The organism is Nucisporomicrobium flavum (assembly GCF_016464385.1).
GTDB classification, from domain to species: Bacteria; Actinomycetota; Actinomycetes; order Mycobacteriales; family Micromonosporaceae; genus Actinoplanes; species Actinoplanes flavus_A.
The window spans coordinates 1-19593 of the sequence record NZ_JADMLH010000006.1 but is presented as its reverse complement, the minus strand read 5'-3'; the positions used below and the strand labels follow the sequence as shown (position 1 = coordinate 19593).

Annotated in this window: 17 protein-coding genes; 14 read left to right on the top strand and 3 right to left on the bottom strand. The window is 72.3% G+C overall.

The window, feature by feature from the left end:
* The first annotated feature begins 13 nt into the window (after positions 1–13).
* The gene (locus IT780_RS16200) at positions 14–1120 is read left to right on the top strand and encodes a substrate-binding domain-containing protein (RefSeq protein ID WP_199512392.1); all 1107 of its coding nucleotides are present in this window, start codon (positions 14–16) and stop codon (positions 1118–1120) included.
* A 238-nt stretch (positions 1121–1358) separates the two neighbouring features.
* Entirely contained in the window at positions 1359–2684 is a 1326-nt protein-coding gene (locus IT780_RS16195; RefSeq protein WP_372443702.1) for an ROK family protein, read from the top strand.
* 180 nt (positions 2685–2864) lie between these two features.
* On the opposite strand, the gene IT780_RS16190 is transcribed toward IT780_RS16195, so the two are convergent.
* Positions 2865–3494: an HAAS signaling domain-containing protein gene (locus IT780_RS16190; protein ID WP_199512390.1), complete on the bottom strand. Its 630-nt coding sequence runs from the start codon at positions 3492–3494 to the stop codon at positions 2865–2867.
* A 402-nt stretch (positions 3495–3896) separates the two neighbouring features.
* Between IT780_RS16190 and IT780_RS43125 the strand changes: the two genes are divergently transcribed.
* The 9 genes from IT780_RS43125 (at position 3897) to IT780_RS16145 (ending at position 14208) form a co-directional block, all read left to right on the top strand.
* Positions 3897–4250, top strand: a complete 354-nt coding sequence (locus tag IT780_RS43125; RefSeq protein ID WP_307831214.1) for a Uma2 family endonuclease — start codon at positions 3897–3899, stop codon at positions 4248–4250.
* Between the two features lie 129 nt (positions 4251–4379).
* Positions 4380–6686, top strand: coding sequence for a putative bifunctional diguanylate cyclase/phosphodiesterase (locus IT780_RS16180; protein WP_199512389.1), 2307 nt, complete (start codon positions 4380–4382; stop codon positions 6684–6686).
* A 294-nt stretch (positions 6687–6980) separates the two neighbouring features.
* A complete protein-coding gene (locus IT780_RS16175; protein WP_199512388.1) occupies positions 6981–7904 on the top strand; it encodes a sugar phosphate isomerase/epimerase family protein in 924 nt (307 codons plus the stop codon).
* A 16-nt stretch (positions 7905–7920) separates the two neighbouring features.
* The gene (locus tag IT780_RS16170) at positions 7921–10002 is read left to right on the top strand and encodes a PQQ-dependent sugar dehydrogenase (RefSeq protein ID WP_233412968.1); all 2082 of its coding nucleotides are present in this window, start codon (positions 7921–7923) and stop codon (positions 10000–10002) included.
* Between the two features lie 96 nt (positions 10003–10098).
* Positions 10099–10866, top strand: a complete 768-nt coding sequence (locus tag IT780_RS16165) for a hypothetical protein (protein WP_233412967.1) — start codon at positions 10099–10101, stop codon at positions 10864–10866.
* Positions 10867–10938: 72 nt separating this feature from the next.
* Complete coding sequence (locus IT780_RS16160; protein ID WP_199512724.1) at positions 10939–12243, top strand: aspartate aminotransferase family protein; 1305 nt, start codon at positions 10939–10941, stop codon at positions 12241–12243.
* Positions 12244–12348: 105 nt separating this feature from the next.
* On the top strand, positions 12349–13572 hold the full coding sequence (locus IT780_RS16155) for an inorganic phosphate transporter (protein WP_199512387.1): 1224 nt from the start codon (positions 12349–12351) through the stop codon (positions 13570–13572).
* An 11-nt stretch (positions 13573–13583) separates the two neighbouring features.
* Positions 13584–13880, top strand: a complete 297-nt coding sequence (locus IT780_RS16150) for a hypothetical protein (RefSeq protein ID WP_199512386.1) — start codon at positions 13584–13586, stop codon at positions 13878–13880.
* A gap of 7 nt (positions 13881–13887) precedes the next feature.
* On the top strand, positions 13888–14208 hold the full coding sequence (locus tag IT780_RS16145; protein ID WP_199512385.1) for a DUF3349 domain-containing protein: 321 nt from the start codon (positions 13888–13890) through the stop codon (positions 14206–14208).
* Between the two features lie 99 nt (positions 14209–14307).
* Here the strand turns inward: IT780_RS16145 and IT780_RS16140 are convergent, their stop codons facing one another.
* The gene (locus IT780_RS16140) at positions 14308–16083 is read right to left on the bottom strand and encodes a flavin-containing monooxygenase (RefSeq protein WP_199512384.1); all 1776 of its coding nucleotides are present in this window, start codon (positions 16081–16083) and stop codon (positions 14308–14310) included.
* 119 nt (positions 16084–16202) lie between these two features.
* Between IT780_RS16140 and IT780_RS16135 the strand changes: the two genes are divergently transcribed.
* From IT780_RS16135 to IT780_RS16125, 3 genes are all read left to right on the top strand, one after another.
* On the top strand, positions 16203–17372 hold the full coding sequence (locus IT780_RS16135; protein ID WP_199512383.1) for a sigma-54-dependent transcriptional regulator family protein: 1170 nt from the start codon (positions 16203–16205) through the stop codon (positions 17370–17372).
* Between the two features lie 9 nt (positions 17373–17381).
* The gene (locus tag IT780_RS16130; protein WP_307831213.1) at positions 17382–17795 is read left to right on the top strand and encodes a DUF1801 domain-containing protein; all 414 of its coding nucleotides are present in this window, start codon (positions 17382–17384) and stop codon (positions 17793–17795) included.
* 64 nt (positions 17796–17859) lie between these two features.
* Positions 17860–19023, top strand: coding sequence for a hypothetical protein (locus IT780_RS16125; protein ID WP_199512381.1), 1164 nt, complete (start codon positions 17860–17862; stop codon positions 19021–19023).
* Positions 19024–19050: 27 nt separating this feature from the next.
* Here the strand turns inward: IT780_RS16125 and IT780_RS16120 are convergent, their stop codons facing one another.
* Positions 19051–19461: a nuclear transport factor 2 family protein gene (locus IT780_RS16120; RefSeq protein WP_199512380.1), complete on the bottom strand. Its 411-nt coding sequence runs from the start codon at positions 19459–19461 to the stop codon at positions 19051–19053.
* Positions 19462–19593: the final 132 nt, after the last annotated feature.

Sequence of the window (19593 nt, the reverse complement as noted above, 5' to 3'; positions counted from 1 at the left end):
CTACAACCCCCCCATGCGCAATTTCTTCGGCAAGTCGGTGGCCGTCGGTGCCATCGCGATGCTGGCCTTGACGGCGTGCGGCTCCGGCCGCGACGGCGACGACAAGAGCGGCTCGGGCGGCGAGGCCGCCAAGGGCTTCGCGGCGAACTCCCTCATCGGTGTCGCGCTGCCCGCGAAGACCTCGGAGAACTGGGTCCTCGCCGGTGACCTGTTCACCAACGGCCTGAAGGAGGCCGGCTTCCAGAGCGACGTGCAGTACGCCGGCGCGTCGACCACGGTCGCCGACCAGCAGGCCCAGATCACCGCCATGGTCACCAAGGGCGCGAAGGTCATCGTCATCGGCGCGACCGACGCGGCGCAGCTGGCGACCCAGGTCTCCGCCGCGCACAACGCCGGTGCCAAGGTCATCGCGTACGACCGCCTGATCCTGAACACGCCGGACCTCGACTACTACGTCGCGTTCGACAACTTCAAGGTCGGCCAGCTCCAGGGCCAGGCCCTGCTGGACGGCATGAAGAAGAAGAAGGCCAGCGGCCCGTACACCGTCGAGCTGTTCGCCGGCTCGCCGGACGACAACAACGCCACCGTGTTCTTCAACGGCGCCATGGACGTGCTCAAGCCGGAGATCGACAAGGGCAACGTCGTGGTCGGCTCGGGTCAGAAGGACTTCAAGACGATCGCCATCCAGGGCTGGAAGGCCGAGGGTGCGCAGGCCCGCATGGACCAGCTGCTCACCTCGACCTACGGCAGCAAGACCATCGACGGCGTCCTCTCGCCGAACGACACGCTGGCCCGCGCGATCATCCAGTCGATCAAGAGCCGCAACAAGCCCGTCCCCGTCGTGACCGGACAGGACTCCGAGGTCGAGTCCATCAAGTCCATCATGAAGGGCGAGCAGTACATGACGATCAACAAGGACACCCGCAACCTGGTGAAGGAGACCATCAACATGGTCAAGTCCCTCCAGGCCGGCACCGAGCCGCAGATCAACGACACCAAGTCCTACAACAACAACACCAAGGTCGTCCCGACGTACCTGCTGCCGCCGGTCGCCGTGACCAAGGACAACGCGGCCGAGGCGTACGCCAGCGACCCGAAGCTCGCGCCGCTCACCAAGTAATTCCCCGCCGGTACCACTGACGGCCCTTGGGGTCCCCGGAGTCCGTCTCCGGGGACCCTTTGCCGTCCCGGCCACCGCGTGCCCACTCGCCACGCCCGGCCCCGCCCGTCCCGGGGAACTCCGCGTCCACTCGGGACGCCCGGCCCCGCCCGTCCGGGGCCACCGGGCCCCCGCTCGGGCCGCCTGGCCCCGCCCGTCCGCCGCCCGTCGTCGTGTGCCCGGAGAGGAGGCCCCGCCTGTGGTCACTCCGCTGCGGCGCGGGCCGCGCACATCCGGGCCCAAACCGGGCCCCGAGCAACCCCCGGCGCCCCCGGCGCCCGCGGCCGGCCAGGAGGAGATCCGCCGGCAGAACCTCGGCGCCGTCCTGCGCTACGTCCACGTGCACGGCCCCACCTCCCGGGCCGAGCTGACTAGCCGGCTCGGCCTGAACCGCAGCACGATCCGGGCCCTCGCGGCCGACCTGTCCGCCGCCGGCCTGGTGACCGAGGACGTGCCGACCAGCGGCCGCCGGGCGGGCCGCCCCTCGCTCGTGGTGAGCCCCCGCTCCGAACGGGTCTACGCCAATGCATTGAGCATCGAGCCGGCCCGGCTGCGCGCCGCCCGCATCGGGCTCGGCGGGCGCATCCTCGACCTGCGCGAGGCGCCACGTCCCCTCGGCATGTCCCCGGCGGACGCGGTCACCGAGCTGGCCGCCCTGGTCCGCCGGATGGACGCGGGAAGCGACGCCGGAGGTGCGGGCGGCGGGGACAACCCTCGTGCCCGCGAAGCCGGGGGCGCGGGCGCCGCCGGCACGCTGTGCGCCGGCGGGGCGGTCGCGGTCGCCGACACGACCCGCGACGACGACGGCACGCTGCACGTGGGCGGCGCGGACGACACCCTCGCCGCGGCCCTCGGCGCCGAACTCGGCTCCGGCTTCGTCGCCGGCGACATGGCCGACATCGCCGCCCTCGCCGAGCACACCCGCGGCGTGGCGGCCGGCATCAACGACCTCGTCTACCTGCACGGCGACACCGGCGTCAGCGCGGGCATCGTCACCGGCGGCCGCCTGGTGACCGGCCACGGCGGCGCGAGCGGCAAGGTCGGCCACATGGTCGTCAACCCCGAGGGGCGGCGCTGCGGCTGCGGCTCGCGCGGCTGCTGGGAGACCGAGGTGGGGACGCAGGCCCTGCTCCGGCGCGCCGGCGCACCCGCGGGCACCAGCCCGATCGCGGTCCTGCGCGCGGCGGCCCTGGGCGACGCGGTGGCCCGCGAGGCCCTCCGCGCCGTCGCCGACTGGCTCGGCTTCGGCGTCGCCAACCTGGTCAACGTCTTCAACCCGGACATCGTCGTCTTCGGCGGCACCCTCCGCGAGGTGTACGCGGCGGGCGCCCGGACCGTCCGCCGCCGCCTCGACACCATGGCGCTGCCGGCCTCCCGCGAACACCTGCACCTGCGAGCCGGAGCGCTCGGCCCGGACGCAGCCCTCATCGGCGCGGCGGAGTTGGCTTTCGGCGCCCTGCTGTCGGACCCGCTGAACGGTACGGCCGCGGGACAGCCCGGCCCTCGCGACACCGCCCCGCAGTAAGCCGGCTTTTGGTGAGCCGGCCCCGCGGGTGCCGGCGGCTCGGCCCTCAGTGAGCGGGCCTCTGGTGAGCCGGCCCGCGGTGCGCGGCAGCCCGGCCCTCAGCGAGCCGGGCTGCGGTGGGCCGGCCGCGGTGGGCGGGCCGTGGTGGACGGGCCGCGGTGGTGCGAACTGCGGTGGCGGTCAGTAGGTGGGCGGGTAGGTGCGTCGCGAGCTGAGGCCCGGCAGCAGCGACAACCCCGCGACGAACGCGCCGGCGACCATCATCAGGTACGCCACCACCAGGACCTCCGGGCCGCCGCCGAACGCGATCGCGGCCAGCACCAGCGCGAACCCCAGCATCACCGGCCCGGCCGCCAGCACCCACGCCGCCGTCTTCTGCCCCGGGCTCCAGCGCGGCGACCCCGAGACGAGCAGCAGGCCGGCGAGCGGGCTGATCACCGGCAGCACCACGGTGCCCGCCGCGAGCAGTGCGACACCCGCGTACTCCGTACCCGAGGAAGGGACCGGAGCCGGCACCGCGACCTGGGTGACCGGGCGTCGCAGATGGGCGGGCATCCGCCCGCGCCGCGCGGCGGCGGCGAGCGACTCCGGCGACCCCAGCCGGCGCAGCACCGGCGACGGATCACCCTGCGGGTCGGCCCCCGCGGCCCGGCGCATCGCGATGTAGTCGGCCACGGTCGTCATGAGCTCGTCCCGCAGATCCGGCTCGAGATCCTCGGTGGCCGCCCACAACGCGGCCAGATAGTCGAGGACGAGCACATCCGAGTGAGCCAGCGGCGCGGTGTCGGAAGAGTACGGCCCGGATGTCATCGAAGTCCCCCTGAAAGCTCAAGCCGGCACAGTGCGGTCAGCATCGCCGAGGGGGCACGGCGGGCACATCCGGCCGGGGACGGGCCTCTCCCGGCCCACCCTCTGCCTTTCGGCCGACCCGGGCGCGGTGGGTAGGGTCGGGCTTCCACGAAGGGAGCCCGCGCTGACGCGACCTGCCGACCCCTGGACCGAGGACGACTATCTCGCCCTCGGGGAGATGCCCGACCGCGTCGAGCTCCTGGACGGCCGCCTGCTGGTGAGCCCGGCGCCGGGCAAACGGCATCAACACCTCTCGCGCCGGATCGCCAACGCACTCGACGGTCCTGCCACCGCCGCCGGTCACCTGGTCTTCGGGGCGGTAACGTCCGGCTCGGCGCCGGCCGGATCGTCATCCCCGATCTCGTGGTGGCCGACACCGACGAGGACGGCGTCATCGTCGAGTGCGGCGAGGTCGTGCTCGTCGGGGAGATCGTCTCGCCGGGCAACGCCGCGGCGGACCGCCTCGTGAAGATGCATCTGTACGCGGCCGCACGCATCGGCTTCTACCTGTTGGTCGAACCCTCGTCGGAGGGCGGCCCGACTCTGCGGCTGTACCGGCTCGACGGTGCGCACTATGTCGAGGCGGCCGTCGCGACGGACGGGGAGACCTTGTCCGTGGATGAGCCTTTCCGGGTACGGCTGGACGTACGCGCGATCTCGGGTCCCCGTCCAACCACCCCGCCACCACCCACGACCGGACTGAAGGCTGCCCGTTAGTCCGTTTCGCGGATGGTCTTGGCGGGCCGCGTCGGGCACGGTGGGCTCGTGGACGCGGGGGATCTTGCCGGCTGGGGCGGTGGCGGGGGTTTTCCTAACCCGGAAGGCGGGTCCGCCGATGCTTGCGGTATGGCCGAGGACGGGCGCGTGCCCCTGCGCTGGGTGTGGATCACCCTGGGCCTCGTCGTCGCCAGTTCGGTGTGGTTCCTGGTCTGGGTGACCACCGGGGCCGGGCCGGTCGCCATCGCGTACGTGGCCGTGCCGCTCGGCGGGGTGGTCGCCGTCGCCGCGCTGTACGACCTGTGGCGCGCGGTCCGCGGCAACCGGCTGGCCCGGCAGTTCTGGGGGCGCCTGCTCGTCGGCGCGGCGTCCATGACCGTCGGGTACGTCCTCATGGCCGTCAACGCGTTCCGGTTCTCCGTCGGCGGCTACACGCCGAGCATGCCGATCTCCGCCGCCGCCGCGGTCGGGCTGGGGTTCGCGCTGGCGATGTGGGCGGTCGCGCGGGTGCCGGTGGGCACCTCGGGCACCGGGCAGCGCCGCCGCATGTACCTGGACCGGACCATCGCGTTCCTGGGCTGCGCCACGCTGCTGTGGCATTTCGGCATGGCGCCGATGCTGACGGCCGACGAGCGGTGGGCGCCGCAGACCCTCGTGCTGATCGGGCTGGCGTTCGTGCTGTCGATCGCCGGGATCACCAAGGTGGCGTACCTGGGTGAGGGGCCGGTGGACCGTACGGCACTGCGCCTGGTCGCCGCGATGAGCCTGACCGCCGCGGGGGTCGCCGTCCTCGCCGCCACGTACGGTAACGCCGGCGGCCCGCCGTCACAGGCCGTGGTGCTCCCGCTGGCCCCGCTCATGCTCGTGCTGGCCGTCCGGGTGCAGAGCAACGCGTTCGCGGGTGTCCGCCGGTCCCCGCGGTCGAACTCGTCGCTGCTGCCTTACCTGGCGGTGGCCGCCGTGGATCTGCCGCTCGTGGCCGTGGCGACGGGGCACCTGCGGTGGCCCGGCCGGGTGGTGATCCTGGCGGCCGTGGCGGTCAGCGTGCTGGTGATCATCCGCCAGTTCCTCGCGTTCCGTGACAACAGCCGGTTGCTGGGTGCGTTGCGGACCAAGGAGGAGCGGCTGCGGCACGAGGTCAGCCATGACGGCCTCACGGGCCTGGCCAACCGGGCGTGGTTCCGTGACCGGCTGCAGAGCGCGCTCGCCTCCGGGTCGGGCGCCACCGTGCTGCTCGTGGACCTCGACGACTTCAAGGCGGTCAACGACTCGCTGGGCCACGACGTCGGCGACGAGCTGCTCGTCTCGCTGGCCGGGCTGCTGCGCGAGGTGACCGGCGACGACGGGATGCCCGTGCGCATCGGCGGCGACGAGTTCGCGGTGCTGCTCGCCGGCGGCACGACGGTGGGGGAGACGGTGGCGCAGCGCATCCTGGACGCGCTGACCCAGCCGATCAGCGCGCACCGGCTGATGGTGCAGGCGAGCATCGGCATCGCGACGGCTGCGCCGGAGGCCACTCTGGACAGTGTGTTGCGCGAGGCGGACGTGGCCATGTACGCGGCCAAGCAGCGCGGCAAGGCGGCGTACGTGCGATATCTGCCCGGCATGGCGGAGCCCGTCCTCGCGCACATGCGTCTCGGCGGGGAGCTGCGCCGCGCGCTGGATGCGGGCGAGTTCCACGTCGTCTACCAGCCCGTGATGGCGCTGGAGACCGGCGTGATCATCGGCGTGGAGGCGCTGGTGCGCTGGCAGCATCCCGAGCGGGGCCTGGTGCCGCCGGTCGAGTTCATCCCGGCGGCGGAGCGTACCGGCCTGATCGTGGAGCTGGGCCGGTTCGTGCTGCGCGAGACGTGCCGCCAGACCGCGGCGTGGCTGGCCGAGTTCGGCCCGGACGCGCTGCAGAAGCCGGGCGTGAACGTGTCCGCCCGGCAGCTGCACGACCCCGGTTTCGTCGCGGACGTCATGGCCGCCCTCGGCGACCACGGGCTCACCCCGGACCGTCTGGTGCTCGAGCTGACCGAGTCGGCGGCGCTGCGCGGCGGGCAGATCTCCCGGACCCTGCACGAACTGGACCGGCTGGGCGTCAAGCTCGCCCTGGACGACTTCGGTACGGGTGAGTCGTCGCTGAGCCTGCTCCGGGCGTTCCCGGTGGCGATCGTCAAGCTCGACAAGTCCTTCGTGGACGGCATCGAGGTGGACGACGCGAACCCGGCGGCGCGCGACGCCCGCCAGGCGGTGGCCCGCGCGGTGATCCAGATGGCCGGCGCGCTCGGCCTGGACGCGGTGGCCGAGGGCATCGAGAACGAGGCGCAGGCCGCCCGGCTCCGGGAGCTCGGGTACACGCTGGGGCAGGGTTATCTGCTCGCGCGGCCGATGCCGGCGGCGGAGATGACGAAGCTCCTCGCCGCCCAGCGCAGCGCCGTCGCCGCGGGCTGACGAGAGGCGTCCCGGCCGCCCGGTAAAGGGGCTGCCGCCGCCGGGCTCTCCGCGTACTGTCCATTTCGATTGCTTTCACGGTGCCTTGCCGCCCACCGCAGCGGAACTTTTGAATATTTCGAAGATTCTTTTCGCCACGGCAGCGAAACCTGTGGTTAACATCAGCAAGCGATACCGCTCGATGCAGCAAAAGTGATCCGGAGTGGAGCCGGCCCCCGCGGCCGCCTCCCGGCCGGTCACTCCCGCATGCCCAACGACCATCGACGCACCATCGATCGGGAGGCAGTGCAAGCGATGCAGAACGAGTTCACCGTCAGCCGCCGCCACGTCCTCGGCGCCGCCGCCGCCGGCGCGGCCGCGATCGGCACCTCGGCGGTCGGCGCCGCACCCGCCGGGGCCACCGGCCGGGGCGGCCGCCCGTCCCGGGTCCCCCGCGACAAGATCAGCGTGCAGCTGTACACGCTGCGCGACCAGCTCGCCATCGACCTCGACGCCAGCCTCGCCGAGCTGCGCGAGATCGGCTACACCCGCGTCGAGCACGCCGGGTTCGTGGGGCGTACGGCCACGGAATTCCGGGCCGCCCTGGACCGGGCCGGGCTGCGCGCCACCTCCGGCCACGTCGGCATCCCGCAGCCGTTCAACGCGGCGACGTGGGAGGCGGCGCTCGAGGACGCCGCGATCGTCGGCAACAAGTACATCGTGCACCCGTACTTCGGCACCGGCGCGGACGGCAAGCCGATCCGCGACAGCTCGGTCTACAAGGCCTTCGCCCGCGACCTCAACAAGGCCGGCGCGCTGGCCCGCAAGCACGGCCTGAGCTTCGGGTACCACAACCACCACAACGAGTTCCTGCGCCAGGACGGCGGCACCCGCACCGGGTACGACATCCTGACCCGCGAGACCGACCCCGGCCTGGTGCACCTCGAGGTGGACCTGTTCTGGGCGTTCCGGGGCGCGCACGACCCGGTCGACCTGATCCACGAGAACCGCGGCCGCATCCGCCAGGTGCACGTCAAGGACCTGGCCACCTCGGGCAGCTTCGCCGACCCGGGCGACGGCCTGATCGACTTCGCGCGGATCTTCGAGCACTCCCGCGAGGCCGGCCTCGTGGAGTACATCGTGGAGCGTGACGACGCCGGCAGCCCGCCGCGCAGCCCGGCGGACGCGCTGATCACTGCCGAGGTCGGCTTCGACTATCTCGACAATCTTCGGTTCTGAGGGGAGAACTGAACTGATGAAACGTGTGCTCACCGCCGTACCCGTCTTCGCGATGGTGGCCACGGCGCTGATGGCGCCCTCGGGTGCGGTCTCGGCCGCACCCGCGGCCGCGCCGCCGCCGGACTCCGACTTCCAGAAGGTGACCCTCGACGACTTCCCGGGCGAGCCCATCGCGCTCGCGGTCCTGCCGGACAAGCGCGTGCTGCACACGGCGCGCAAGGGTCAGGTACGCATCAACGACCCGAAGAGCGGCCGCAACATCCTCGCCGCCACGATCCCGGTGTACCAGCACGACGAGGAGGGCGTGCAGGGCGTCGCGATCGACCCGAACTTCGCCGCGAACAAGTGGGTGTACATCTACTACTCGCCGGTGCTGAACACGCCCAGCGACGACCCGTCCACCCCGGCGGTGAACGAGGGCGACGCTCCCGAGGAGGGCACCGCCGCCGACTTCGCGCCGTTCAAGGGCGTGATGCGGCTGTCCCGGTTCAAGCTCAACGGCAACACCCTCGCGCTCAGCACCGAGCAGCGCATCCTCGAGGTGCCCACCGACCGCGGCATCTGCTGCCACGTCGGCGGCAAGATCGACTTCGACGCGGCGGGCAACCTGTACCTGTCCACCGGCGACGACACCAACCCGTTCGCCTCGGACGGCTACGCGCCGATCGACGAACGCGCCAACCGCAACCCGGCCTTCGACGCCCAGCGCAGCGCGGCCAACACCAACGACCTGCGCGGCAAGATCCTGCGGATCAAAGTCACCGGCAACGGCAGCTACCGCATCCCGAAGGGCAACCTCTTCAAGCCGGGTACGGCGTACACCCGGCCGGAGATCTACGCGATGGGCGTGCGCAACCCGTTCCGCTTCGCCGTCGACAAGCAGAGCGGCGTCGTGTACGTGGGTGACTACTCGCCGGACGCCAACCAGCCGAACCCGCAGCGGGGGCCGGCCGGGCACGGGCGCTGGATGGCCATCGACAAGCCCGCCAACTACGGGTGGCCGTACTGCGTGGCCCCGGACATGCCGTACGTGGACTACGACTTCGCCACGCAGACCTCGGGGGAGCCGTTCAACTGCGCGGCACCGGTGAACGAATCACCGCACAACACCGGCAAGCGCGAGCTGCCCCCGGTGGAGAAGGCCGAGGTCATCTACACGTACGGTCCCAGCGCCGAGTTCCCCGAGCTGGGCACCGGCGGCATCGGCCCGATGGGCGGGCCGGCGTACCACTACGACGCCGCGAACCCGTCGGCGACCAAGTGGCCCGAGTACTACGACAGCAAGCCGCTGTTCTACGAGTGGACCCGCGACTACGTCAAGGGCTTCACGCTCGGCGCGGACAACCAGGTCACCGCGATCGAGTCCGTGCTGCCGTCGATCGTGTTCGACAACCCGATGGACATGGAGTTCGGTCCGGACGGCTCGCTCTACGTGCTCGAGTACGGCGACGGCTACTTCTCCGAGAACCCGGAGGCGCAGCTCGCCCGCATCGACTACGTCCGCGGCAACCGCACCCCGATCCCGCGCATCCAGGCGACCCCGGCACGCGGGGAGGCGCCGCTGACGGTGACCTTCACCAGCACCGGCACCACCGACCCGGACGGTGACTCGCTGCGCTACGCCTGGGACTTCAACGCCGACGGCGTGGTCGACTCCCGGCAGCCCAACGCGGTCTACACGTTCACCGAGAACGGCAACTACCGGCCGACGCTCAAGGTCACCGACCCCACCGGCCGCTGGGCGTCCGCGGAGGTGATCCTGCCGGTCGGCACCCTCGCGCCGCAGGTCAGCTTCGTGACGCCGACCGAGGATCAGCCGTTCGAGTTCGGCGACACGGTGAACTTCCAGGTGAACGTCGTCGACGACCAGCCGGTCGACTGCTCCCGGGTGACGGTCACCTACATCCTGGGCCACGACCAGCACGGGCACCCGCTGTCCACGGCGTCCGGCTGCAGCGGCTCCATCACCACGTTCGTCGACGGCGGCCACGCCGGGGCGGACAACCTCACCGCGGTGTTCGTGGCGGAGTACACCGACACCGGCACCCCGCCGCAGAGCGGCTCGGACACGGTGGTGCTCACCCCGTCCGGCTCCTGAGGCTCCGTACGAGGCGGCCGGGCTCCCTGGACGGGGGCCCGGCCGTTCTTGGGCGTTTCGGTCCCATCCGTGCCGCCGGTCCGCCACGCTGAGGTCATGGAGGTGCACCTGGCGTCGTGGTGGGCGCAGTTCCTGGAAGCGTCAGACAGTTACGACCGGGCGTACCTGTGCGAAGGGCTCGCGGACCTGGTGGGCCCGCACATCGCCGCCCCGCTGCTGCGCCGCGAGGTCAAGAACGCGGCGGACGCCGTCATCCGCCACCTGGAGCGGCCCGGCAGTGAGGAGCGCGCCGAGACGGCCGCCGACGCCATCGACCGCCTCGCCCGCACCCTCGAACGCATCGCGGACCGCTCCACCGGCAGTGCCATCGCCACCGACGAGGCCGCCATCGTGCTCATGGCCCTGCGGGGCGACTACGCCGAGGCGGCGACAGCGGCGGAACGGCTCGTGGGCCGGGCCAAGCTGCAACGGCTCTTCCTCACGGCGCTGCGTCTCGAACGCTTCGACATCCCCATGGCCGTACGGCTGCTCGACGGCGGCCAGTCGCCCCGCGAGGCGGTCCGCTCCGGGCACCTGATCGGCCGTTACAGCTGGTGGCCGTCCTGGCTGCTCCGCGTCGTGACGGAACGGGCGCTGGCCGGCACCCTCGACGAGGAGACGGTCGCCGCCCTCGACAAGTGCGCGTACGCGGAACTCAGCCCGATCCAGGCCAACGTCGCACGCAAACTCCTCAGCGGCAACGACCGCCTGATCGACACGGCCGCGAACCGCCTCACCGATCTGGGCGAGCCGGACGCGGCGGCCCGGCTGCGCGAGGGCGACCTGACCGCGGTCGCCCTCGCCGCCCGCCTCGTCTCGACGTGACGGCCCGCCGCGCTTGACAGCCGCAGCCGGCCGCGTAGGAGACTCATGGCCTCGTACGAGGAGGCTGCTGCCATGACCGACGACCTGCTGGCCCGCCACCGCGCGGTGCTGCCCTCCTGGGTCACCACCTACTACGGCGACGACGCGATCGAGCTGGTCTCCGGCTCCGGGCGCCGGGTGACCGACGGCTCCGGGCGGACCTACCTCGACTTCTTCGGCGGCGTGCTGACGACCATGCTGGGCCACGACATCCCCGAGGTCCGCGAGGCGGTCGAGCGCCAGCTCGCCACCGGCATCGTGCACAGCTCCACGCTGTACCTCATCCGGCAGCAGGTCGAGCTCGCCGAGAAGATCGCCCGGCTCTCCGGCATCCCGGACGCCCGGGTGTTCTTCACCAACTCCGGCACCGAGGCCAACGAGGCGGCCCTGCTGTGCGCCACCAACCACCGCCGCTCCCACCAGATCCTGGCGATCCGCAACAGCTACCACGGCCGTACCTTCGGCGCGATGGCGGTCACCGGGCACCGCAGCTGGTCGGCGAGCGGCCTGAGCCCGCTGACGGTCAGCTGGCTGCCCTCCGGCGACCGGCTCCGCGGGCGGATGGCCGGGCTCTCCGACGCCGAGCACGTCGACGCGGCCGTCGAGGACCTGCGCGAGGTGCTCGCCACCACCACGGCCGGCGACGTGGCCGCGCTGATCGCCGAGCCGATCCAGGGCGTCGGCGGCTTCGTGCACGGGCCGGACGGGCTGCTCGGCGCGCTCAAGAAGGAGCTCGACAACCACGGCATCCTGCTCATCTCCGACGAGGTGCAGACCGGCTGGGGGCGTACCGGCGACCACTTCTGGGGCTACCAGGCGCACGACGTGGTGCCCGACCTCATCACGTTCGCCAAGGGCATCGGCAACGGCTTCGCCCTCGCCGGGGTGGTGGGGCGCGCCGACCTGCTGAACGCGGTCCCGGGGACGAGCTTCTCCACGTTCGGCGGCAACCCGGTCGCCACGGCCGCGGGCAACGCCGTCCTCGACTACGTGCTGAGCCACGACCTGCAGGCCAACGCCCGGCGAGTCGGCACGATCCTGCTCGACGGCCTGCGCGCCGCCGCGGCGGACAGCCCGATCGTCGCCGAGGTCCGCGGCCGCGGCCTGATGATCGCCTTCGAGCTCACCCGCCCGGGCACCACCGAACCGGACCCCGCGGCCACCCTGCGCGTCTTCGACGAGTGCCGCAAGCGCGGCCTGCTGGTCGGCAAGGGCGGCCTGTACGGCAACGTGATCCGCATGGGCCCGCCGCTGACGCTCACCGAGGAGGAGGCCCGCGAAGGCCTGGACATCCTCGTCGCGGCCATCCGGGAGATCGATAAACCCGAGCGGGCGTGACGCTCGGGTGACGTCTGCGCCACGCGCCGGTCGCGGGAAGCGGAAATCTCAGAACGACGTCCCGCAGATCTTCAACCCGGCGGAGGACCGGGAAACGATCGGGGCGTGACAGAGACTTCCGTGATCCTCGCGCTCGTGGTCGTGACCGCGCTCGGGTTCGACTTCACGAACGGATTCCATGACACGGCGAACGCGATGGCCACCTCCATCGCGACGCGCGCGCTGCGGCCGAAGGTGGCCGTGCTGCTGTCCGGTGTGCTCAACCTCGCCGGTGCTTTCCTGTCCGTCGAGGTCGCGCTCACCGTCACCAACGCGGTGGTCCGGATCCAGGATTCCAGCGGTACGCCGAAGCCGGAGCTGCTCGCCGGCGGTGGCGGTGCGCTGCTGCTGATCGTGCTGGCCGGGCTGGTCGGCGGGATCGTCTGGAACCTGCTGACCTGGCTGCTCGGGCTGCCCTCCAGCTCCTCGCACGCGCTGTTCGGCGGGCTGATCGGCGCCACCGTCGCCGGGCTCGGCTGGGCCGGGGTGAACTGGAACGGCGACGGCAGCAAGCTGGACGGCGTCGTCGGCAAGGTGGTCCTGCCCGCGATCATGTCGCCGGTGATCGCCGGGGTGGTGGCCGCCGCCGGGACGTGGCTGATCTACCGGGTCACCGTGGGCGTCGCGCGGCGGTTCACCGACAACGGGTTCCGGTGGGGCCAGATCGGCAGCGCCTCGCTGGTGTCACTCGCGCACGGCACCAACGACGCGCAGAAGACCATGGGCGTCATCACGCTCGCGCTGATCGCGGCGGGGGACTGGACCGACACCGGGAGCGTCCCGTTCTGGGTGAAGGCGGCCTGTGCGCTGGCGATCGCGCTGGGGACGTACCTGGGCGGCTGGCGGATCATCCGTACGCTCGGCAAGGGCCTGGTCGAGATCGCGCCGCCGCAGGGGCTGGCGGCCGAGTCCGCATCGGCCGCCGTGATCCTCGCCTCGAGCCATCTGGGCTTCGCGCTGTCCACGACGCACGTGGCGACCGGCTCGATCCTCGGCGCCGGGGTCGGCAGGCCCGGTGCGCAGGTGCGGTGGCGGGTGGCCGGGCGCATGGTGGCGGCGTGGCTCATCACGCTGCCCGCCGCGGCGGTCGTGGGCGCGGTGATGTGGTGGATCGCCCACCTGCTCGGCGACGGGCTGCCCGGCGCACTCGCGGTCTTCGTGATCCTGGTGGCGGCCGCGGCCGGCATGTACGTGCGCTCGCGGCGGGCGCCGGTGAACCACGACAACGTCAACGACGAGTGGGAGGACGCCCGGCCGGCCGGGCGCGTACCCGCCGGCGCGGCGAGCTGAGGGGGACGGCGATGCACAACCTGGGTTTCGCGCTCGAGGGCGCGTGGAAGGTCCTGGCCGCGGGCCTGCTGCTGGGCGCGGGGCTGCCGCTGCTGTTCGCCCTCGGCATCCGTTCGCTGGCGTACGGCGCGGGCGGCGACGCCGAGGTGCACGGGTCCCGCCCGCGCCCCGCCGGAACCGTGCTGGGCTGGATGCTGTTCGCGGTCGTGCTGGCCGGCGTGCTGCTGGGCCTCACCTTCATCGTGGCGAGCGGCTTCGGCAAGGCGCTCAGCTTCGAGCACGTGTACCCGTCGATCGTGGACAAGTGAGGCCGTCATGTCGGAACTGCGTTCGAGCTTCCTGAGCCGGGCGGTCGAGTGGCTGCGCGCCGGCTACCCGTCCGGCGTGCCGCGCCAGGACTACGTGGCGCTGCTCGGGTTGCTGCGCCGCAAGCTCACCGAGGAGGAGGTCCGCAAGATCGCCTTCGACCTCGCGGACCGGTCCGCGCTCGCCGGCGCGGACCCCATCACCACGGCCGACATCGAGGCGATGATCCGCTCCTCGGTGCTGCAGGAGGCGTCGCCGGAGGACGTGGTCCGGGTCTCCGCCCACCTGGCGGCCGGCGGCTGGCCGCTGGCGGACCCGCCCCGCGACTGAGGCCGCGGACGGGCCGGGTGTCGGCAACCACCCGGCCCGGATGCCCCCCGAGAGCCGGCTTCAGTCTGGTCGTGGGTGGCGGGTGGGGCGGTCGGATGGTCAGCCTGTGTGGTGCACCTCCTGGAGGTGGTAGACCGGGGTCGGCAGGCCCTCGTAGCGGGCCTTGAGCTGCAGCGCCAGGTAGAGCGAGTAGTGCCGCGACTGGTGCAGGTTGCCGCCGTGGAACCACAGGTTCTCCTGCCGGGTGGGCTTCCACATGTTGCGCTGCTCGCCCTCCCACGGGCCGGGGTCCTTGGTGGTGTCCGAGCCGAGGCCCCACACCTTGCCGACCCGGTCGGCGGTCTCCCGGTCGACGATGTCCGCCACCCAGCCGTTCATCGAGCCGTAGCCGGTGGCGTAGACGACCAGGTCGGCGGGGAGCGTGGTGCCGTCCGCCAGCACCACCGCGTCCTCGGTGAGGTGGTCGACCTGGCCGTGCGCCAGCTTGATCCGGCCGTCGGCGACCAGGTCGGCGGCGCCCACGTCGATGTAGTAGCCGGAACCGCGCCGCAGGTACTTCATGAACAGCCCCGAGCCGTCGTCGCCCCAGTCGTGGGCGAAGCCGGCCTTCTCCAGGCGGGCGTAGAAGTCGGCGTCGCGCTCGGCCATCCGCTGGTAGAGCGGGATCTGGAACTCGTGCATGATCCGGTACGGCAGCGACGCGAAGATCATGTCGGCGCGGTCCGTGGTGATCCCGTTCGCGACCGCCCGTTCCGAGTACAGGCTGCCGAGGCCGATCTCCATCAGCGACGCGGACTTGACGATGTGCGTCGACGAGCGTTGCACCATCGTCACGTCGGCGTCGTGCTCCCACAGCGCACCGCAGATGTCGAAGGCGGAGTTGTTGGAGCCCACCACGACGACCCGCTTGCCCTCGTACGCCTCCGGGCCCGGGTGCTGCGACGAGTGGTGCTGCTCGCCGCGGAAGACGTCCTGTCCGGGCAGGCTGGGGTAGTTGGGCTTGCCGGACATGCCGGTGGCGAAGACGAGGTGGGTGGGCCGCAGCTCCACCGGCTCCCCGTCGTGCTCGACGGTCACGCTCCACCGGTGCTCGGCGGCGTCGAACCGCGCCGAGCGGACCTCGGTGCTCGCCCAGTACGGCACCTCCATCACCCGGGTGTACATCTCCAGCCAGTCGCCGATCTTGTCCTTCGGCGCGAAGACCGGCCAGTTCGTCGGGAACGGCAGGTAGGGGAGGTGGTCGTACCAGACGGGGTCGTGCAGGCAGAGGCTCTTGTACCGCTTGCGCCACTGGTCGCCCGGGCGTTCGTGGCGGTCCAGCACCAGCGCGGGTACGCCCAGCTGCCGCAGCCGCGCGCCGAGGGCGATCCCGGCCTGGCCGCCGCCGATGACCACGACGTACGGCTGCCGCTCGTACCCCAGCTCCCGTTGCTCGGCCTCCCGGAGCTCCTTCCACGTCCGGCGTCCCTTGCTGAGCTGGTGCTCGACGCCCTGCGGCCGGCGCTCCTCGAAGCCCTTCAGCTCGCGCAGCGTGGTCAGCAGGGTCCAGGCGCGGTCGCCGCGCAGGCGCAGATGCCCGATGCCGCGGCCGACGCCCGTCTCGAAGCTGATCCACGCCTCGGTCACGCCGTCGGCCTCGGCGGGCTCCTCGGTGAGCGCGAAGCCGGCCGGGTCCACGTCGTCCAGCCGCGCCTTGAGCAGGTCGGTCACGCCGTCGCGGCCCTCGACGGTGGTGATGTTCCAGGAGAACGCGACCAGGTCGCGCCAGAAGCTGTCGACGTCGAAGAGGCCGGCGGCCCGCTCGACGTCCCGGTCGCGCAGCGCCGACTCGAACTCCCCGAGCCACGCCTCCACCCACTGTCGTGTCTGCGTCATGCCTCTCAGCACACGGCCCGGCACGGTACGTGCACAAGCGTTGCACCGAGTTGCACGGCGGTGCTCCGCCGACTGGACTGTGGCGGCGATCACATTTCGCGGGTTACAGTCGCCTGGTCATGGGCGACTTCAACGCCATCCGGCCGGGCACCGACCTCACACGGCACGCCCGCGACCTGCGGCGCGTCCACAGTGCGGTGCTGAGCGGCGGGCGGACCCGGCTGCGCCCGCGCGCGGTGGTGGCCCGCTCCTGGACCCGGGTGCTGCGGGCCGGCCTCGACCCCGGCGGCGCCAACGCCCGCGCGGCGCTCGGCCCCGACGAGGTGGAACGCCGCCGCCGCGAATCGCCGCTGCACACCGTCATCGACGAGCTCGGGCACGTCATCCGCGACGTCGCGCTCATGGTGGTCACCGACGCCGACGGCGTGATCCTGTGGCGCGACGGTGCCCCGCCGGCGCTGCGGCGAGCCGAGGGGCTCGGCTTCCGCGAGGGCGCGACCTGGACCGAGTCCATCGTGGGTACGAACGCCATCGGGACGGCGCTGGTCGAGGCGGCGCCCGTGCAGCTGTTCTCGGCCGAGCACTTCGAACAGGCCCAGCACGCCTGGTACTGCGCGGCGCATCCGATCCACGACCCGCGTACCGGGGAGCTGCTCGGCATCGTCGACGTCAGCGGGCCGGCGCTCACCCTGCACCCGGCGATCGCCGCGCTGGTCGAGACCGGCGTACGGCTGGCCGAGTCGCAGCTGTGGCGCCACCACACGGCCCGGCTCGAGCGGGTACGCCGCTCCGCCGAGCACATCGTCGGTACGGCCACGGGACCGCTGCTCGTCGTCGACGACCACGGCTGGGTGGCGCACAACGCCGGCGTCGCGGCCCGTGACCGGATCGCCGTGCCGCGCGCGGGGGCCGCGGTGGCCGTACCCGGAATGGGGTTGTGCGTGCCGGAACGCCTCGCCGAGGGCTGGCTGGTGCGCCCGGCCGGCCGCTCCCGCGCGATCCGCGCGACCCTGGAGGCCGGAGGCACGCCGGTGCTGTCGGTGTGCGGCGAGGGCCCGCCCTGGCGGTCGCCGCTGACGCGCCGCCACGCCGAGATCCTGTCGCTGCTGCACGCGGCCGGACCGGCGGGCCTCACTGCGAGCCGGCTCAGCCGTGCGCTGTACGGCGACGACGAGCACGTCGTGACCGTACGGGCGGAGGTGTCCCGGCTGCGCCGCTCGATCGGCGCGCTGGTGGCGACCAACCCGTACCGGCTCGCCGACGGCGTCCAGCTCGAGATGGCGGGGTGAGCGGTGGCCGTGGCGAGAACTGTGCCGACCGGCGCGAGCGTCGGCGACTTCCTGGCCGCCGTACCGGATCCGCGGCGCCGGGCCGACGCGCAGACCGCGTGTGCCCTCATGGCCGAGGCGACCGGCCTCGCGCCGGCGATGTGGGGTGACTCCATCATCGGCTTCGGGACCTACCACTACCGGTACGCCTCGGGCCAGGAGGGCGACTGGCCGCCGGTGGCCCTGTCGCCGCGCAAGACCGCGCTGACGATCTACGCGATCGCGGGCTTCGACGAGGACCTGCTGGCCCGCCTCGGCCCGCACCGCACCGGCCGGTCCTGCCTGTACGTGCGCCGCCTGGCCGACGTGGACGCCGATGTCCTGCGGGCGCTGGTGGCCGTGGCCTTCCGCAAACTTCACGGAAAGACCCGCACCGCGGATTGATCCTTCCTGGGAGCGTTCCCGTATTGCTCGCCGAGGTCCTACGACAAGGAAGGTCCAGGCGAACATGCATCTCTCCCGTAGTTCCGCCCGTCGCTGGCAGATCGCCGGCGTCGCCGCGGTCGCCGTGGCACTGACGGGCGTCGGCCTCGGCGTGGCCTCGGCGGATGAGAATTCCGCGCCCACGGTCAACTGTCCCGCCGTCGCGGGAGAACTGGGCGCCGTGCCCGCCCGGGCCCAGGCCGAGATCGAGCGGAACCTCGCGCTGCTCAACACGCAGATCGCCGAGGCGAACAAGCGCCTCGTGACGAGCAAGGGCGAGGGTGGCAAGAACTTCATCCAGAACGCGATCCTCGGGCCGCTGAAGGACAAGCGGGTCGCGACGATCAACCGGATGGCCACGGCGATCGGCCGCAGCGCCGCCAAGCCGAACCTCGACGTGAACGCGCTGGCCACCTGCGGCCTGAACCAGAACGGCGGCGGGGTGGCGGCTCCCGAGCCCACCAAGGTGCAGGCGGCCCCCGCGGGCTCGCAGGCCGGCGGTGGCGCGGCCCCGACCGTCTCCTGCCCGGCCGTCGCCGGCGCGCTGGGTACGGTCCCCGCGCAGGCCCAGGCCGAGATCGAGCGGAACCTCGCGCTGCTGAACACGCAGATCGCCGAGGCGAACCGGCGCCTGGTCACCAGCCAGGGCGAGGGTGGCAAGAACTTCATCCAGAACGCGATCCTCGGGCCGCTGAAGGACAAGCGGGTCGCCACGATCAACCGGATGGCCACGGCGATCGGCCGCAACGCCGCCAAGCCGAACCTCGCCGTCGACGCCCTGGCCACCTGCTCCCTCAACCAGAACGGGGGCGGCGCGGCCGCGCCCGAGCCGACGGCCGCGCCGGGTGGCAACGCCGGCGGTGGCAACGCCGGCAACGGCAATGCGGGTAACGGCGCGGCGCCGACCGTGAACTGCCCGCAGGTCAGTGGTCTGCCGTCCATCCCGGTGCAGGCGCGTGACGAGGTCGCCCGCAACCTCGAGCTGCTCAACACGCAGATCTCCGAGGCCAACAACCGCCTCGCGTCGACCATCGGCCAGGGCGGCCCGAACTTCATCCAGAACGCGATCCTCGGGCCGCTGGAGGACAAGCGCACCGCCACGCTCAACCGCATCGAGACCGCGATCGGCCGTAACGCCGTGAAGCCGGAAGGGCTGGAGCGTTTCGCTCCCTGCTCGCTCAACCAGTAGTGACCTCCGCACCCACAGGGGCGCCGCCTACCCGGGCAGCGCCCCTGTGGCGTGTCCGACCGCGATCGGGTTCTGGTACTCGCGCCAGCGCGCGATCCGCCCGTCGCGGGCCGTAAGGACGGCGATGAACGGCGCGCTGTCCTTCTCGCCCGTCGCCGTCATCGTCGCGTGCAGTTCGTACTCCACCACGATCGTCCGGGGGTCGGCGGTCTCGTGGACGGCGAGCGTCCGGCAGTCGTCGAAGCGGAACGGCAGCGAGGCGTGGCCGGCCCGGACGTAGGCGAGGACCGCGTCGCGCCCGGCCGTCCGGGTCGGGCGGCCCGGCAGGGCGAACGGGGTCTCGATGACGACGTCCTCGGTGAGCATGTCCGGGTCGAACGCCGTGTCGCTGGACAGCCAGCGGCGGCGCATGTGCTCGTATAGGTCGCGTGGGGTCATGGTTCCTCCATAAGGTTGTTGATCGTCTGGGGTGATGCCCTGGATGCCCGGGGACGGTGGGGTGTGGCTGATGGTTTCTTGTCGTTGGGTGGTTTCCGAGGAGTGGCCGCCCTGCCGTTGCCGATGGCCTGG

Coding starts and splice junctions, on each gene's coding strand:
- IT780_RS16135 (WP_199512383.1), top strand. CDS start 16,203: ATGGGCGACTTCAACGCCATCCGGCCGGGCACCGACCTCACACGGCAC.
- IT780_RS16160 (WP_199512724.1), top strand. CDS start 10,939: ATGACCGACGACCTGCTGGCCCGCCACCGCGCGGTGCTGCCCTCCTGG.
- IT780_RS16200 (WP_199512392.1), top strand. CDS start 14: ATGCGCAATTTCTTCGGCAAGTCGGTGGCCGTCGGTGCCATCGCGATG.
- IT780_RS16145 (WP_199512385.1), top strand. CDS start 13,888: ATGTCGGAACTGCGTTCGAGCTTCCTGAGCCGGGCGGTCGAGTGGCTG.
- IT780_RS16140 (WP_199512384.1), bottom strand. CDS start 16,083: ATGACGCAGACACGACAGTGGGTGGAGGCGTGGCTCGGGGAGTTCGAG.
- IT780_RS16150 (WP_199512386.1), top strand. CDS start 13,584: ATGCACAACCTGGGTTTCGCGCTCGAGGGCGCGTGGAAGGTCCTGGCC.
- IT780_RS16125 (WP_199512381.1), top strand. CDS start 17,860: ATGCATCTCTCCCGTAGTTCCGCCCGTCGCTGGCAGATCGCCGGCGTC.
- IT780_RS16175 (WP_199512388.1), top strand. CDS start 6,981: ATGCAGAACGAGTTCACCGTCAGCCGCCGCCACGTCCTCGGCGCCGCC.
- IT780_RS16170 (WP_233412968.1), top strand. CDS start 7,921: ATGAAACGTGTGCTCACCGCCGTACCCGTCTTCGCGATGGTGGCCACG.
- IT780_RS16180 (WP_199512389.1), top strand. CDS start 4,380: ATGGCCGAGGACGGGCGCGTGCCCCTGCGCTGGGTGTGGATCACCCTG.
- IT780_RS16120 (WP_199512380.1), bottom strand. CDS start 19,461: ATGACCCCACGCGACCTATACGAGCACATGCGCCGCCGCTGGCTGTCC.
- IT780_RS16165 (WP_233412967.1), top strand. CDS start 10,099: ATGGAGGTGCACCTGGCGTCGTGGTGGGCGCAGTTCCTGGAAGCGTCA.
- IT780_RS16190 (WP_199512390.1), bottom strand. CDS start 3,494: ATGACATCCGGGCCGTACTCTTCCGACACCGCGCCGCTGGCTCACTCG.